The organism is Larsenimonas suaedae, from assembly GCF_023712105.1.
Lineage (GTDB): Bacteria > Pseudomonadota > Gammaproteobacteria > Pseudomonadales > Halomonadaceae > Larsenimonas > Larsenimonas suaedae.
The window spans coordinates 397,917-412,920 of sequence record NZ_JAMLJI010000003.1; the positions used below are offsets into that span (position 1 = coordinate 397,917).

Genomic DNA, 15,004 nt, shown 5'->3' on the forward strand with positions numbered 1-15,004 from the left:
TGCGTTATGTGTGCTTCGCGGGTCGCTTTTTTACTCGTTATCGGCAAGGGCCCGGGCACGCGTCAGACGCGATGCGCTGAGTGCCAGCGCGATCAGGGCCGCCACGATGGCCACGTTCAGCGCAAGCGTGATGAGCCCTGCGTGCGAGGTCTCGATGATTATTCCAGATAGCGCCAGCGCAACCAAGGCAGCACCCAACGACTGGCCGAACGTACGAACGCTTGCCATCACTCCGGCGGCGGTGCCGCTTTGCGCCCGCGGCAGGCTGCCCATCAGCTCACGGTTGTTGGGCGACTGATACAACCCGAACCCGAAACCACAAAGCGCCGTGCGCCAGACTACGTCCCACATTGGCGCTGACGATGAGAGCGTGGCCAGAGCAATGACGCCTGCGATAAAGACGATGATACCACCGGTACAGACCAGTGGCGGCGAGAACTTGTCTGCAAGCCGTCCGGCCCGAGGCGCAGTGAACATGATGGCCAGCGGCCAGGGGGTGAACAGAAGCGCCGATTCGAGCGGCGTATAGCCAAGCTCGCTCTGAAGCAGAAACGGCACGCTCAGAAACGCCATCGACTGAGAGACCCAGGCGAAAAACGACGTCACCGCCGCCATCGAGAACCGCGCCTGCCTGAAAATGCCCAGCGGCAAGAGCGGGTAATCGATCCGCTGCTGACGCCGGATAAAGGCCGCGCCGGCGATGAACCCCACCGCCAGATAGACCGCCCAGCTCATGCTCCCCTCTCGACGCAGCTCATCCACCCCGATAACCAGCCCGCCGAGCATCAGCGCCGAAAGCACCGCACCCAGAACATCGAAGGGCGCACCGTTGCCCTCTGAACGCGGCAGATAGCGCAGGGTCAGAACCAGTGCGGCGGCCCCCATCGGCAGGTTGATCAAAAACAAGAGCGGCCAGTCACCGAGCGCCAGAAGCACACCGCCAAGCGTAGGCCCTGCGGCCACCCCGGTTGCCACCACCATCGAGGACACCCCGAGCGCGCTGCCAAGCAGCCGCGACGGAAAAACCGAGCGATAAAGCGCCGGCCCCAGACTCATCATGGCCGCGGCGCCCAACCCCTGAAACGCGCGAAAGACGATCAGCGTTGTCAGAGAATTCGACAGCGCACACCCAAGTGAGCTTGCAACGAAGACGATCAGCCCGCCAATGTAGATCCGCCAGGCGCCAATTCGGTAACTCAGCGCCGCGAACGTCAAGATGGCGGCAGCGCCGGTCAGCTGATAGACGTTGACGATCCAGATCGCGTCCGAGGAAGAGACATCGAGGGTCTCTGAAATGGTGGGCAGCGCCACGTTGACGATGTTCATATCGAGCACTGCCATCAACGAGCACAGCATCAATGCAGCCATCGCCAAGGCCCGGGCGCGCGGCGGTAAGCCGTCGTCGTCCGGTTTGGAGGAGAGTAAGTGTTTCACGTGATACCGTTTCTCATTTTCATTTGAAATGAGAAGGCATCTTAATCGTCCTGACCCTCATTGACAAAGTCATCGCCCATGTCATCGCTTGATAGCGGTGACGCGCCGTCAAGGTCCACGGTCAGGTAGCTGTACTCGAGACGCACGAACTCCTTGAACAGTGCCCAATCACGCGGTGCAGGCCACTGGGTTTCGTCGTCCTCCCAGGCACCGAACTCGTGCTCGAGGATGTCGACAAAGCGCTCGTGAACATAGGCGTGCAAGGCATTCTCGGTATCCATCTCCGGAATGAGGTACACGGTGCTTTCGCGCTCGACGTCGTCAAGAAGAAGATCCTCATCGCCCTCGGTGGGCTCCAGAGAATTGATCCAATCGATGAACGCCTGGGTCGGACGAACGCTCAAGGCCGAACGATTGACCAGATGCATGGTGTACTCCTTGCGTTAAAAGCGATGGAGCGCCCTCGGTTTCGAGGGCGCTCAGGCACACACAGGGTAGCGGTCGCGCCGCCCCGTGCCAAGCACCGTCATCCGGCAGGCGTTACCCCGCCTGGGGACGCATGGCCGGGAACAGCAGCACATCCCGAATGGAGGGGGCATTGGCCAGGAACATGACCAGCCGATCGATACCGATACCCTCACCGGCCGTCGGCGGCATACCATACTCAAGCGCCCGGATGTAATCGGCGTCATAGTACATCGCCTCTACATCGCCGGCGTCCTTCTCTGCCACCTGCGCCTGGAACCGCTCGGCCTGATCTTCGGCGTCGTTGAGCTCCGAGAAGCCGTTGGCGATTTCACGCCCGCCAATGAAGAACTCGAAGCGGTCGGTCACGAACGGGTCACGGTCGTTTCGACGCGCAAGCGGGCTGACTTCGGCCGGGTACTCGGTGATGAACGTCGGGCGGTCCAGCCGGTGTTCGGCAACCTCCTCGAAGATCTCGGTCTGCACCTTGCCAAGGCCCCAGCCGGGCTTGACGTCGATGCCGAGTCGTCCGGCAAGCGCCGTCGCGGCCTCGAGCGATTCAAGCTCAGTCGCCTCGATGCCCTCGCCGTACTTGAGAATCGAGTCCTTCAGCGTCAGCCGATCAAACGACTGGGCCAGGTCATAATCGGTGCCCTGATAATGCACGGTGGTCGAGCCCAGCACCTTTTGCGCCACCTCACGCAGGAGCGTCTCGGTCAGATCGATCAGCGCGGTGTAGTCGGCGTAGGCCCAATAGAATTCAAGCATGGTGAATTCAGGGTTGTGCCGCGTCGACAGCCCCTCGTTACGGAAGTTGCGGTTGATCTCGAACACTCGTTCGAAGCCGCCGACCACCAGCCGCTTCAGATACAGCTCCGGCGCGATGCGAAGATACATGTCGATGTCGAGCGCATTATGGTGGGTGACAAACGGTCGCGCCGTTGCGCCGCCGGGAATCGGCTGCAGCATCGGCGTTTCCACTTCCATGAAGGCGCGCTCGTTGAAGAACTGGCGGATCGCGGCGATCACGCCGGCGCGAATCCGGAACGTATCGCGCACTTCCGGGTTCATGATCAGATCGACGTAGCGCTGTCGGTAACGCGCTTCCTGATCGGTCAGGCCATGAAACTTGTCGGGCAGCGGGCGCAGGCTCTTGGTCAAAAGCCGAGCCTCAACCATCATCACGTACAGGTCGCCCTTGCCGGATTTATGCACGGGGCCATGGCCATAGACGATGTCGCCGATGTCCCAGCTCTTGATGTCCTCGAGCACGTCCGTTGGCAGCCCTTTCTTGTCAACGTAGAGCTGAATCTGGCCGGACACGTCCTGAATCACGATGAAGGGCCCGCGCTTTCGCATGATGCGCCCGGCCACTTTCGCGTGACGGTCTTTTTGCTCGAGCTCGGGCTTTTCGAACGCGCCAAGCTCGGCCTGCAGGTCCGCCGCCAGATCGTCGCGGGCGACGTCGTTCGGAAACGCGCTGGTGCCCTCGCTTGAGGCCTGCTCTCGCCGCGCGCTCAGTTTGGCCCGACGCTCACTGATCAGGTGATTGTCGTCGGCCTCGAATGATGAAGTGTCCTGTTCTGACATGGTCTGTCCTGTTGATGAACCCTGAGCGTCTTGCCGATGCCCGGTTTACAGCCCCTGCTTGAGGCTCGCCACGATGAATTGGTCAAGATCGCCATCGAGCACTTTTTCGCAGTTGCTCGACTGCACGCCGGTCCGCAGATCCTTGATCCGCTGATCGTCCAGCACGTAGGAGCGAATCTGGCTGCCCCACCCGATGTCGGCCTTGCTCTCCTCGGCCTCCTGCTTGGCGGCGTTGCGCTTTTGCATCTCGAGTTCCCAGAGCTTCGCCTTCAACTGTTTCATGGCGAAGTCACGGTTGGCGTGCTGACTGCGCTGGCTCTGACACGACACCACGACCCCCGTGGGTTCATGGGTAATTCGCACCGCCGAGTCGGTGGTGTTGACGTGCTGACCGCCTGCCCCGCTCGAGCGGTAGGTGTCGACACGAAGATCCGAGGGGTTGATCTCGATCTCGAAGCTGTCATCGACTTCCGGCGACAGGAACACGGAGGCGAACGAGGTATGACGACGGCCGCCGGAATCGAACGGGCTCTTTCTCACCAGGCGATGCACGCCGGTTTCGGTGCGAAGCCAGCCAAAGGCGTACTCGCCCTGAATATGAATGGTGGCGGACTTGATGCCGGCCACATCGCCGGCCGAGAGCTCGGTAAGCTCGGCCTTGAAACCGTGATGCTCGGCCCAGCGCAGATACATGCGCAGCAGGATATTGGCCCAATCCTGCGCCTCGGTGCCGCCGGAGCCGGACTGAATATCGAGGTAGGCATTGTTGGCGTCCATCTCGCCCGAGAACATCCGACGAAATTCCAACTTCTCGAGCTGTGTCTCGAGACGGTCGAGCTCGGCGCGCACCTCTTCGACCGTGCCCTCGTCCTCTTCCATCACCGCCAGTTCCAACAGCTCCTCGTTGTCACTGACGCCTTGCGTCAGGCCATCGAGCGTTGCCACCACATTTTCGAGCTGCGCGCGCTCGCGCCCGAGCTTCTGGGCGTAGTCCGGGTCGTTCCAGACGTTCGGGTTTTCAAGCTCCCGGGTTACTTCTTCCAGCCGATCCTTCTTTTCGGCATAGTCAAAGATACCCCCTCAGGACGTCTGTCCGTTCGGACAGGTCCTTGATGTGCTGATAAATCGGGTTGATCTCTTGCATGATCGTCCTCTGTTGCCACGGGCCCGTCCTGCGGGCGAAAGGACGCCATTGTAGCCAAGGCGCTGCCCTGGCGTCATCCGCGAGCGCTTGATCGGGCTAGAAAAGTCAGGCCCGTCAAGCCCCACCCCCGACCACCGACGCTCATCAAGTCACTCGACACGAACCACGCATTTCGCCCGAGCGCCTGTCTATACTGGGCACCGGGTTCATTATCTTTTCAGGGAATCGATCATGTACAAGAAGAAGACACATCAAGCCCTTGCACTCGCTCTCGGGCTTGGGGCAGCGCCACTCACGATGGCGGCGACCCTCAACGTCGGCATCAGCGGCGACCCCTCCTCGCTCGATCCGGCCAAGATCACCGGCGGCGTGTGGGAAGAGGACATCCTGCGCGACATCTACGAAGGGCTGGTGTCGATCAGCGCCGACGGCGAAGTCATCCCGGGCGTTGCCAACTCGTGGGAGATCAGCGAGGACGGCACCACCTACACGTTTCATCTAAGAGACGACGCCAAGTGGTCAGACGGCACGGCCGTGACCGCAGACGACTTCGTCGCCGGGCTTCGCCACCAGCTCGACCCCGAAACGGCCGCCAACTACGCACAGCGCCTTTACCCGCTCAAGAACGCCCAGGCGATCAACGCCGGCGACAAGCCTCTCGACAGCCTCGGTGCCGAATCGAAAGACGACGGCAAAACGCTGGTCCTGACCCTGAGCGAGCCTACGGCGTACTTCTTCAAATCGCTGGTGCTGCCGATCGGCTACCCGATTCCAGCCCACCTCAAGAAGGAATACGGCGCCAAATGGAGCGATATCGGCCATATCGAGACCAACGGCGCGTTCAAGCCGGCCAAGTGGGTCTCGCACTCCGAGCTGACCACCGTCAAGAACCCGCATTTCCATGACGCCGACGCCGTCAGCCTCGAGGGCGTCGACTACTTCCCGATGGAAGACAAGAACGCCGGCATTCAACGCTTTCGTGCCGGCGAGCTCGACATCCTGCGCGATTTCCCCGCCTCGCGGTATCAGTGGCTCAAGAAAAACCTCGCGGAGGCGACCCAGCTTTACCCATCGCTTGGCACCTATTACTACGTCTACAACCTGAAGGACGGCTCACCGGTCACGGATGTGCGCGTACGCAAGGCATTGAGTCTTGCCATCAACCGCGAGGTCATCGCCGAGAAACTGCTCGATGGCGCCGTCACGCCCGCGACCACCCTGGTTCCGCCCGGCACCAGCCACTATGACGCCCAGCCGCAGCCAGGGCTTGATGCCCCGTATGCGGCGCGCCTGAAAACCGCCAAGGCATTGATGGAAGAAGCCGGCCACGGCCCGGACAAACCGCTGGAGCTCACGCTTCGCTATAACTCGAGCGATGAGCACAAGCGCATTGCCGTCGCCGTCGCGGCCATGTGGAAACAGCTCGGGGTCAAGGCACAGCTTCAAAACACCGAGGCCAACGTGCACTACGCCGATCTGATGGCCGGCAAGTTCGAGGTGGGTCGCGCCGCCTGGATCTCGAGCATCGATGATGCCCAGAACTTCCTGCAACTGCTGCTTCAGAAATCGAACAACTACGGGGACTACCAGAACACCGAGTATCAGTCATTGATGGCAAGATCGGACACCGAGCAGGACGCCGATGCCCGTGAAAGTTTGATGGAGCGCGCCGAAACACTGGCGCTTTCAGAGTACCCGCTCACGCCGATCTACACCTACAGCTCGCGCAACCTGGTCAACCCGGACCTTGAAGGCTGGGCCAACAACGCCCTCGACATGCACCCCGCTCGCTGGATGTCCATCGAGAAGTAAGTACGATGAGCGCGCGGCCGTTTTGGCCGCGCGCGTTTGCCTGTAGACCCGCTAGTACGCCGTTAGCTTATAAGGCTCGGGCGACACCAGCGATTCGAGCTCACCGAGCTGTGCGAAATCGACGCGCTCCAGCACAAGGTTCAACACCACGTCCTGCTGACGGAGATCGCGGACCACTCGTACCCGCGTTGGCTGCCCCGACTGATCAAGACGCATCACCCACGCCAGATACCCGCGCGAAAACCGCACCAAGCTGCCGATCGGATAGAACCCGTGGCGCTGCACGTAGCGAGTGACCCAGTGCCGCTCGAACTGCTCCGGACGCTGATAAACGAATCGATACGCCTCCATCGCCGTGCTCGCCCGGCGATCGCCTCTCGGGCGCATCATCGCATCGATCACATCGATCACCGCCGCCATTTTCGACAGCGGCGTCAGCGCCTCGGCCTCGAGTCCATCGGGATAGCCAGAGCCATCCAGGCGCTCGTTGATGCCCTGAATGATTTCAAGGCACATGGCCTTTTCAATCTGCGCCGTAGTCTTGAGCGCCTCAAGCAACACCGGCACATGCTGGCGAAACCGGTGACGGCGGTCAGCCTCGAACTCCCCATCGAGCGTTGGAAACTCAGGCCCGATCATCATCGCCTTGCCCATGTCGTGTACAAGCGCGGCAAGCATCGCCGAACGAGCCCGCGACGCATGCTCGGGCTCGGCCAGCATCAAATCGCACAGCCGGCACGACACGCAAAGCGAATGCTGAACCCACTGCGGCTCATCGGAAAGACACCCGAGCGCGTAGAACACCTGCTGACGATTGTGTTTGAGAAGCTGGATCAATCGGTCGGCACTCTTGGCAAGGGCGCGCTCAGGCAGTGGCGTCTTTTGCTGCAACGCCAACAGATAAAGGTGCTGCGTCCGCACGATATCCCGCAGATCATCGACCATCGGTGAGCGCACCTCGACAGGCCGGCCCCGGGTGCGGCGCTGCCCTTTCCTTGCAGCCGTTGAAACGTAGAGCGCCGACGCCCCGGCAAACTGCATGGCCTCCCCGTTTCGCCAGGCCACTTCGCGCTCCGTTTCGCTTAGAATGTGCATCAACTGCTGCACCTGCGCCTGAGCGAGATTTAAAAAGGCAAGCCCAACCCGAGCGTGGTGAGAGGCGGCCAACGGCCTGATGTAGCGAATCTCCGCCGCCCCCTCAAACCGCTCCTCGCTTGGAAACACCATCGACAGTGATACCGTCATGCCCACTCGGAGTGGATCACACCGCGACAGCGGCAACTCCATCATGCATCCACCGTTCGAGATGTCGCCGAGCCGCCCCCGTATTGCCGCCTGTCCCTCTAAACACATCAGCTCGAGCGGCACCTTCATGCCAGACGTCAACGGAATACGAGCACTCTGGCGCTTCGAATCTGTATTAAGCGCCTCCGGAAGCCCGGTCTCGAGCACTCGGCCATCCTCGACATGGCGCGTCCGTTGGATGCAAAGGCCGCTGAAGCGCACCACCTGCTGTGCGCTCTCGGCAATCAGTATCAGGCGCCCTGATTCCATGAAGGCCGCCTCCAACCCCGGCATGTTCGTGACGCGAATCTGAAGGCATTTTTCCGCATGATCGAAAAACTCGAAACGCGCGGGATAACGTGTTTCGGAATGATCTTCGAAACAGACGGAGATACTGCATGGTTGGTACGCTAACCCATCGAGAGCGTGCATGATGGAAAGAGGATCGCGAAGCTCGACTGATCCACCCTCCTCCAAGGAAGGCGTCGTCGCAGATGGCTCTGCCATTGAGAATTCCCTGTACCGAAAAAGCGGGTGACGCTTATTTTCACTATCGGCCAGGGTGAATTATCGCTTTATGGCGCCAAAAACATTCAAAAAAACTCAATTAGCGTATAAAACATCGCATCCGCTATCTCAGCCCTATGGCGCTGTTACCGCAAAGGGCTTGAGTGAACACGCTGAGTTTTAGGTGAAGAACCCGCCCGCAAAATAGCCCTCTCTTAAAACGGGGCAAGGTCTTTACTCCCAATATTGTTATGAAATAACATAATTAAAAACCAAGGAGGATTTATGAAATCAGGCATTCACCCCGAGTACCGTAAGGTCGTTTTCTACGACACCAGCGCCGATGTGTACTTCAAGACCGGCTCGACCATGTCTTCCAGCGAGACCATCGAGTGGGAAGACGGTAATAGCTACCCGCTGATCCGGCTGGATATCTCCTCGGCGTCGCACCCGTTTTATACCGGCAAGCAGCGCTCGGTCGGCACCGAAGGGCGCGCCGCGCAGTTCAAGCGCCGCTTCGGAAGCCTTGGGGCGCGCCGCAGTTGAGACGTCCCCGTGCCTCTCCTTTTTAAAGACCCGGCGACGGGTCTTTTTTTATGCGCACGTCGCTCCCCTTCTGCCTGATCGGCCGTCGGCTTTGATCGCATCGGATCATTAGGGATATCTGGACAAGGCGCATTTTCTGACTGTATGGTCAACTTCGGTCATATACTAAGCACCATAACAATCGTTGACCCGGGCCATACCCGACCAGAACACAACAATCAGTCAGGATACTCTGCCATGAAAACCCCATTTCAACGGTTCGCAGGCGCGTTTGCCGCAACTGCGCTGCTTTCCGCAACGCCTGTCTGGGCGCAGACGCTCAACATCGGAGTCATCGGCGAACTCGCCTCCTTCGATACCTCTCAGGTCTCGGGCGGCACCTGGGAATCGGATGTGTTGCTCGATGTGTTTGAAGGCCTTGTGACCCAGAATCCGGAGGGTGAGGCAATCCCGGGCGTTGCGACCGACTGGGACATCTCCGACGACGGCCGAACCTACACCTTTCACCTGCGAGACGACGCGAAATGGTCCGACGGCACGCCGGTCACCGCAGGCGATTTCGTCTTCGGCTGGCGCCATCTCCTGAACCCGAAAAACGCCTCCAAGTACGCCTATAACCTGTACCCGATCAAGAACGCCCGCGCGGTCAATACCGGCGAACTGCCGCCGGACGCGCTCGGCGTGGTCGCAAAAGAAAACGGCAAGACCCTCGAAGTCACGCTTAACGAGCCGACGCCCTACTTCATCGAACTTCTGACCCACTACACCGCCATGCCGCTACCAAGGCACACGGTCGAGAAATACGGCCGCGACTGGACCGACATGGACCACATCGTGACCAACGGCGCGTTCAAGCCGGTCGAATGGGTGTCTCAGTCGCGCATCACTGCGGTCAAGAATCCCGAGTACTACGACGCCCGGGATGTCGCGCTCGACAAGATCAACTACTACAGCACCGAAGACCGCAACGCCGGCATCTCCCGCTTTCGCGCTGGAGAGCTCGATGTGCTGCGCGAGTACCCCTCGAGCCGCTATCAGTGGCTTGAGGAGAACTTGCCCGAGGCCACGCACATGAGCCCGATGCTTGGCAGTTACTACTACGTGTTCAATCAGCGCCAGGGGGAGCCCACGGCCGACCCGAAGGTGCGCGAAGCGCTCAATCTGGCGATTCGCCATCAGGTACTGGCCAAGCAGATCATGGCCGGCACCTTCCTGCCGGCCTACGCCTTCGTACCACCGGGCGTGCACCACTACACCCATCAGGAGCTGCCGTTCAAGGGGCAATCGATGGACGAGCGCATGGCGCGGGCAAGCGCCTTGATGAAGGAGGCAGGCTACGGGCCGAACAACCCGCTCGACCTCACGCTGCGCTACAACTCAAGCGATGAACACAAGAAGATCGCCATTGCCGTCGCGGCGATGTGGAAACCGCTCGGAGTGCGCGTGCACATGCAGCAGGCCGAGGCCACCGTGCACTATCAGGCCATCGCCCAGGGCGATTTCGACGTCGCCCGCGCCGGCTGGGTCGCCGACTACAACGACGCCGAGAATTTTCTGGCGCTACTGGGTACTGGCGCCGGCAACAATTACGGCGCCTACTCGAGCCAGGCGTTCGACCAGAAAATGACCAAGGCCTCGACCACCCTCGATGCCGGCAAACGCGAAGCGCTGCTGCAGGATGCCGAGCGCATTGCCATCGATGACAACGCCGCCGCACCACTGCTTTATTACGTCACCCGCAACCTGGTCAATCCGGCGCTTACCGGCTGGCAGGACAACCCGGTGGACGACCATCTCTCTCGCTGGGTGAGTTTCACACCCTGACGCGTCGTAAAGGACTTGGCCGTTTCGCGCGTCTCCTTCTCGCGAAGCGGCCGACAGCTCGCTAGGATAAGCGCGCGCTTACTTCTTTCATGATGACGTTGACCAAAGCTCAGGAGATGCCTTCGATGCGCCCTCACGTTCTTTCCCTTCTCGGTCGCCGACTGCTCGGTGCGACCTTCGTGCTCGGGCTCGGCCTTGCCCCGGCGATGGCCGATACCCTGCGGGTCGGCACCCAGGGTGATCCCGCCTCGCTCGACACCGCCCACATCGGTGGCAGCGTGTGGGAAAACGACATTCTGGGCGACATTTACGAAGGCCTGGTGACGCTCTCGCCGGAGGGCCAGTACATCCCCGGCGCTGCCAAATCCTGGCAGGTCAGCGACGATGGCCTGACCTGGACGTTCACCCTCAGAGACGACGCCCGCTGGTCCGACGGCGAACCGGTGGTGGCGGACGATTTCAAGCGCGCCTTTACCCGTTTGATGACGCCAAGCAACGCCGCCGTCTACGCGAGTCTCTTCTATCCGATCAAGAACGGCCGCGCGATCACGGAAGGCACCGCCGCCTCGGAGACCCTCGGTGTGGACGCGCCGGACGCGCGCACGGTGGTGTTTCACCTGGAGCGGCCCACGCCCTACTTCGAGGCGCTTCTGGCCAACATCGCCGCCTCGCCGGTGCCGACCCACGTACTGGATCAGTTTGGCGATCACTGGGCAGAACCCGAGCACATCGTCACCAATGGCGCGTTCACTCCGACCGACTGGGTGGCCAACGACCATCTGAGCACGCAGAAAAACACCTATTTTCATGACGCCGCGAGCGTCTCGCTCGACGGTGTCACGTTTTATCCGATCGAAAACCGCAATACCGGCTTGAGACGGTTCCGTGCCGGTGAGTTCGACCTCGTTCGCGATTTCCCCCCCGAGCGGTATGAGGCGCTGAAGGAGCAGCTGCCGGGCGCGGTGCATCTGGCGCCCCAGCTTGCCAATTACTATTTCGCGCTCAACCAGCGCGACGGCCACCCCACCGCCGATGCGCGGGTGCGCGAGGCGCTCAACCTTGCGGTACGACGCGACATCATCACTGACAAGATCATGAACGGGACCGTCACCGCCGCCCGCGGCTTCGTGCCCGACGGCGTGAATCAGTACGATGCCCAGTCCATGCCGGGGCTTGAGGCGCCGATGGATGAGCGCATGACGCGCGCCAAGCGCCTTCTGAGCGAGGCCGGCTACGGCCCGGACCGCCCGCTCGAGCTGACGCTTCGCTACTCCACCACCGAGGCCAACAAGCGCATCGCGATCGCGCTGGCCTCGATGTGGAAACCGCTCGGCATCAAGACCTCGTTGATCAACGCCGAAGGCCGCGTGCACTACGCAGACCTCGCCGCGGGCAAGTTCGATGTCGGCCGCGCCAGCTGGGTTGCCGATTTTGACGATGCGGCCAACTTCCTCGGCATCCTCGAGCAGGGCGCAGCCAAGAACTACGGCGGCTATCAAAGCGATGCGTTCGATGATCTGATGGCGCGCGCCGCGCGCACCCAGGACCCGGAGACCCGCCAGACCCTGCTCGAGCGCGCCGAACGGCAGATGCTTGGGGACTACGCCTTGATCCCGATCTACATCGACACCTCGCGCAATCTGGTGAACCCGAAGCTCACGGGCTTTGCCGACAACGCCCTGAACCGCCACCTGTCGCGGTGGATCAAGTTCAACGAGTCGGACCACTGACCGGCCGTGCGCACCGACGGGCCTCAATAGCGACACACTCAATAACAACAAGCGCAATAACGACAAGGGAGTCTTTCATGGCCGTTCACTGGCGCACGCTGCTTACCGCACTGCCTCTTCTTTTGAGCCTGGGCACCGCCCAGGCCGCCACGCTTCACGTGGATAACGAAGGCGAACCCGGCTCGCTCGATCCGCAAAAATCGGCGAATCACTGGGATTCACGGATTCAAAAGGCGATGTTCGATCGCCTGGTCGACACCGCCGCCGATGGCCGCCTGATTCCAGGACTGGCCTCGCGCTGGGACGTATCCGATGACGGCACCGTCTACACCTTTCACCTGCGAGACGCGCGCTGGTCCGATGGCACACCGATCACCGCCGAGGACGCCGTGTTCAGCCTCCGCCGGCTGTTGATGCCGGCCACCGCCAACCACAACGCCAACCTCTATTACGCGATCCATAACGCGCGGGCGGTCAACCGCGGTGAGCGGGCGCCGGAGGCGCTCGGCGTCAAGGCCCTCGACGCCCACACGCTCGAGATCACGCTTGATCACCCGAGCGGCTACTTCCTGCAGGCCATGGCCATGGGCGAGGCCGCGCCGCTGCCGCGCCACGTTTTAAGCACCACTAAGCGCTGGATCGTTCCGGGCGACACCGTGGTCAGCGGTGCATTTACGCTTGGCGAGTGGCACCCGCAGTCGCAGCTCACACTCGAGAAAAACCCCGCGTTCTACGCCGCCGACACCGTCGCGCTTGACCGCGTGGTGATGTACCCGCTCGAGGACACCAACGACGCCATTCGTAGGTTTCGAAACGATCAGATCGATCTGTCGTTTGCCCAGGTGCCCTCGAGCCGAATCGACTGGGTGCGCGCCCAAAGGCCCGACGCGCTTCGCACGGCGCCGTGGGCCGGCGAATATTTCTACATGTTCAACCTGCGCGACGGCGCCCTGGCCGACGCCCGTGTCCGCAAGGCGCTGAACCTGGTCGTCCGGCGCGAGATCATCACCGACAAGGTGCTCGGCACCGGCATGCGCCCAAGTCATCGCTTCGTGCCCGAGGCCATGAGTGGCGCGGACGGCGTTACCATGCCAGGGCTCGATGCCCCCTACGCCGAGCGCGCCGAAAAGGCCAGGGCCCTGATGCGCGAGGCCGGCTACGGCCCGGACACCCCGCTCACGCTGACCCTTCGCTACAACACCGATGACGACCACAAGAAAGTCGCCGTCGCGGTGGCGGCGATGTGGAAACCGCTCGGGGTCACTGTCGAGCTCTACAACTCGGAAGGTGCGGTGCACTACGCCGCGATCAAGCAGTGCCAGTTCGACGTCGCCCGCTACGGCATGGTCGCGACCGTCAACGACCCGATCGACCTGGTCGGAAGCTACGCCGCAGGCGGCAGTGCTGCGGCCGCCAGCGGCTATCAAAACGCCCGGCTTGACGCGCTCATCGAAAAAAGCGCTCACATCGCCAATGCGGCGGACAGACGAAAGGTGCTCGGACAGGCCGAACAAACGCTTCTGGACGACTACGCGGTACTTCCCATTTTTGACTACGTCTCGAACCACCTGGTCTCCCCCAGGGTGCAGGGCTTTGAAGACAACGTCATGGATGAGCATCCGCTGCGGTTTCTGTCCCTTGCGTCCCCATCCACCCCCTCACACTCTGGAGAATGACATGGCACCGAGTGCACGACGCCATGGAGGCCACCGTCCATGCTGAGCTACACCCTGAAACGGCTGGCCTTTGCCGTGCCTACGCTTCTGGTCGTGATCACGATCTCGTTTTTTTTGATGCGTGCAGCGCCTGGCGGCCCGTTTGACGGCGAACGGCAGCTACCGCCTGAAATCGAGGCCAACCTCAAGGCGGCCTATCATCTTGATGAACCCCTGCCGATGCAGTACCTGCGCTACATGGGCAACCTGGCTCAGGGCGATTTCGGGCCGTCGTTCAAGTACAAGGATTTCTCGGTCACCGAGCTGATCATGCAGGGCTTTCCCGTAAGCCTTGAAATCGGCGGGCTCGCGATCGGCCTTGCGCTTTTGATCGGGCTGCCGCTTGGCGTGATCGCCGCGCTCAAACGCAACAGCACCATCGATTATCTGGTGATGTCGCTGGCGCTTGGCGGCATCGCGGTACCGAACTTCGTGATCGCGCCGATCATGGCGCTGGTGTTCGGGGTGCTGCTCGGCTGGCTGCCGGCCGGCGGCTGGAACGGCGGCGCCCTGCCCAACCTGGTGCTGCCGGTGATCGCGCTGTCGATTCAGCAGATCGCCTACATCGCCCGCATGATGCGCGCCTCGATGATCGAAACCATGGGCAGCCACTTCATCCGCACCGCCCGCGCCAAGGGCCTTTCGGAAGTGCAGGTGGTGCTGCGCCACGCGCTTCGCCCCTCGCTTTTGCCGGTAGTGTCATATCTCGGCCCGGCGATTGCCGCCATCGTCACCGGCTCGGTGGTGATCGAGCAGATTTTCGGCATCCCGGGCATCGGCCGCTACTTCGTGCAGGGCGCGCTCAACCGCGACTACACCCTGGTGATGGGCACGGTGGTGTTCTACGGCGCGCTGATCGTGCTGATGAACCTGCTGGTGGATCTGCTGTATTCCGCCCTTGACCCCCAGATTCGATACGACGACTGATTCGCCATGAAGACAAACCGCGAGAG

The 15,004-nt window shown here is 61.5% G+C and carries 11 protein-coding genes; 6 read left to right on the forward strand and 5 right to left on the reverse strand.

Features of this window, described 5'->3' with window-relative positions; all coding sequences use genetic code 11:
• Positions 1–30: 30 nt before the first annotated feature.
• The 4 genes from NAT49_RS11410 to prfB all read right to left on the reverse strand — a co-directional run bounded on the left by NAT49_RS11410 (position 31) and on the right by prfB (position 4,633).
• Positions 31–1,434 carry an MFS transporter gene (locus NAT49_RS11410; protein ID WP_251594260.1) on the reverse strand — a complete coding sequence of 468 codons (1,404 nt, stop codon included), beginning with the start codon at positions 1,432–1,434 and terminating at the stop codon, positions 31–33.
• Between the two features lie 41 nt (positions 1,435–1,475).
• Entirely contained in the window at positions 1,476–1,862 is a 387-nt protein-coding gene (locus tag NAT49_RS11415) for a hypothetical protein (protein ID WP_251594262.1), read from the reverse strand.
• A 112-nt stretch (positions 1,863–1,974) separates the two neighbouring features.
• Positions 1,975–3,489 (reverse strand): lysine--tRNA ligase, encoded by a 1,515-nt coding sequence (gene lysS / locus NAT49_RS11420; protein ID WP_251594264.1) that lies wholly within the window; start codon positions 3,487–3,489, stop codon positions 1,975–1,977.
• Between the two features lie 45 nt (positions 3,490–3,534).
• A protein-coding gene (gene prfB, locus NAT49_RS11425) for a peptide chain release factor 2 (RefSeq protein ID WP_251594266.1) occupies positions 3,535–4,633 on the reverse strand; the annotation gives its coding sequence in 2 pieces (ribosomal slippage) (positions 3,535–4,557 and positions 4,559–4,633; 1,098 coding nt in all).
• A gap of 231 nt (positions 4,634–4,864) precedes the next feature.
• On the opposite strand from prfB, the gene NAT49_RS11430 reads away from it, so the two are divergent.
• Positions 4,865–6,445, forward strand: a complete 1,581-nt coding sequence (locus NAT49_RS11430; RefSeq protein WP_251594268.1) for a peptide ABC transporter substrate-binding protein — start codon at positions 4,865–4,867, stop codon at positions 6,443–6,445.
• 51 nt (positions 6,446–6,496) lie between these two features.
• On the opposite strand, the gene NAT49_RS11435 is transcribed toward NAT49_RS11430, so the two are convergent.
• Entirely contained in the window at positions 6,497–7,999 is a 1,503-nt protein-coding gene (locus NAT49_RS11435) for an HD domain-containing phosphohydrolase (protein ID WP_251594270.1), read from the reverse strand.
• A gap of 522 nt (positions 8,000–8,521) precedes the next feature.
• Between NAT49_RS11435 and NAT49_RS11440 the strand changes: the two genes are divergently transcribed.
• The 5 genes from NAT49_RS11440 (at position 8,522) to oppB (ending at position 14,978) form a co-directional block, all read left to right on the forward strand.
• Positions 8,522–8,782: a type B 50S ribosomal protein L31 gene (locus NAT49_RS11440; protein ID WP_251594273.1), complete on the forward strand. Its 261-nt coding sequence runs from the start codon at positions 8,522–8,524 to the stop codon at positions 8,780–8,782.
• 237 nt (positions 8,783–9,019) lie between these two features.
• Entirely contained in the window at positions 9,020–10,606 is a 1,587-nt protein-coding gene (locus NAT49_RS11445; RefSeq protein ID WP_251594275.1) for a peptide ABC transporter substrate-binding protein, read from the forward strand.
• A gap of 125 nt (positions 10,607–10,731) precedes the next feature.
• The gene (locus tag NAT49_RS11450) at positions 10,732–12,336 is read left to right on the forward strand and encodes a peptide ABC transporter substrate-binding protein (protein ID WP_251594276.1); all 1,605 of its coding nucleotides are present in this window, start codon (positions 10,732–10,734) and stop codon (positions 12,334–12,336) included.
• A 77-nt stretch (positions 12,337–12,413) separates the two neighbouring features.
• Positions 12,414–14,012 (forward strand): peptide ABC transporter substrate-binding protein, encoded by a 1,599-nt coding sequence (locus tag NAT49_RS11455; protein ID WP_251594279.1) that lies wholly within the window; start codon positions 12,414–12,416, stop codon positions 14,010–14,012.
• 39 nt (positions 14,013–14,051) lie between these two features.
• Complete coding sequence (gene oppB, locus NAT49_RS11460; RefSeq protein WP_251594281.1) at positions 14,052–14,978, forward strand: oligopeptide ABC transporter permease OppB; 927 nt, start codon at positions 14,052–14,054, stop codon at positions 14,976–14,978.
• Positions 14,979–15,004: the final 26 nt, after the last annotated feature.

What these genes read in the sequence shown, in the direction of transcription:
- NAT49_RS11415 (WP_251594262.1), bottom strand. Translation starts at nt 1,862, where the DNA reads ATGCATCTGGTCAATCGTTCGGCCTTGAGCGTTCGTCCGACCCAGGCG.
- oppB (WP_251594281.1), top strand. Translation starts at nt 14,052, where the DNA reads ATGCTGAGCTACACCCTGAAACGGCTGGCCTTTGCCGTGCCTACGCTT.
- NAT49_RS11435 (WP_251594270.1), bottom strand. Translation starts at nt 7,999, where the DNA reads ATGGAATCAGGGCGCCTGATACTGATTGCCGAGAGCGCACAGCAGGTG.
- lysS (WP_251594264.1), bottom strand. Translation starts at nt 3,489, where the DNA reads ATGTCAGAACAGGACACTTCATCATTCGAGGCCGACGACAATCACCTG.
- NAT49_RS11445 (WP_251594275.1), top strand. Translation starts at nt 9,020, where the DNA reads ATGAAAACCCCATTTCAACGGTTCGCAGGCGCGTTTGCCGCAACTGCG.
- NAT49_RS11440 (WP_251594273.1), top strand. Translation starts at nt 8,522, where the DNA reads ATGAAATCAGGCATTCACCCCGAGTACCGTAAGGTCGTTTTCTACGAC.
- NAT49_RS11430 (WP_251594268.1), top strand. Translation starts at nt 4,865, where the DNA reads ATGTACAAGAAGAAGACACATCAAGCCCTTGCACTCGCTCTCGGGCTT.
- NAT49_RS11450 (WP_251594276.1), top strand. Translation starts at nt 10,732, where the DNA reads ATGCGCCCTCACGTTCTTTCCCTTCTCGGTCGCCGACTGCTCGGTGCG.
- NAT49_RS11455 (WP_251594279.1), top strand. Translation starts at nt 12,414, where the DNA reads ATGGCCGTTCACTGGCGCACGCTGCTTACCGCACTGCCTCTTCTTTTG.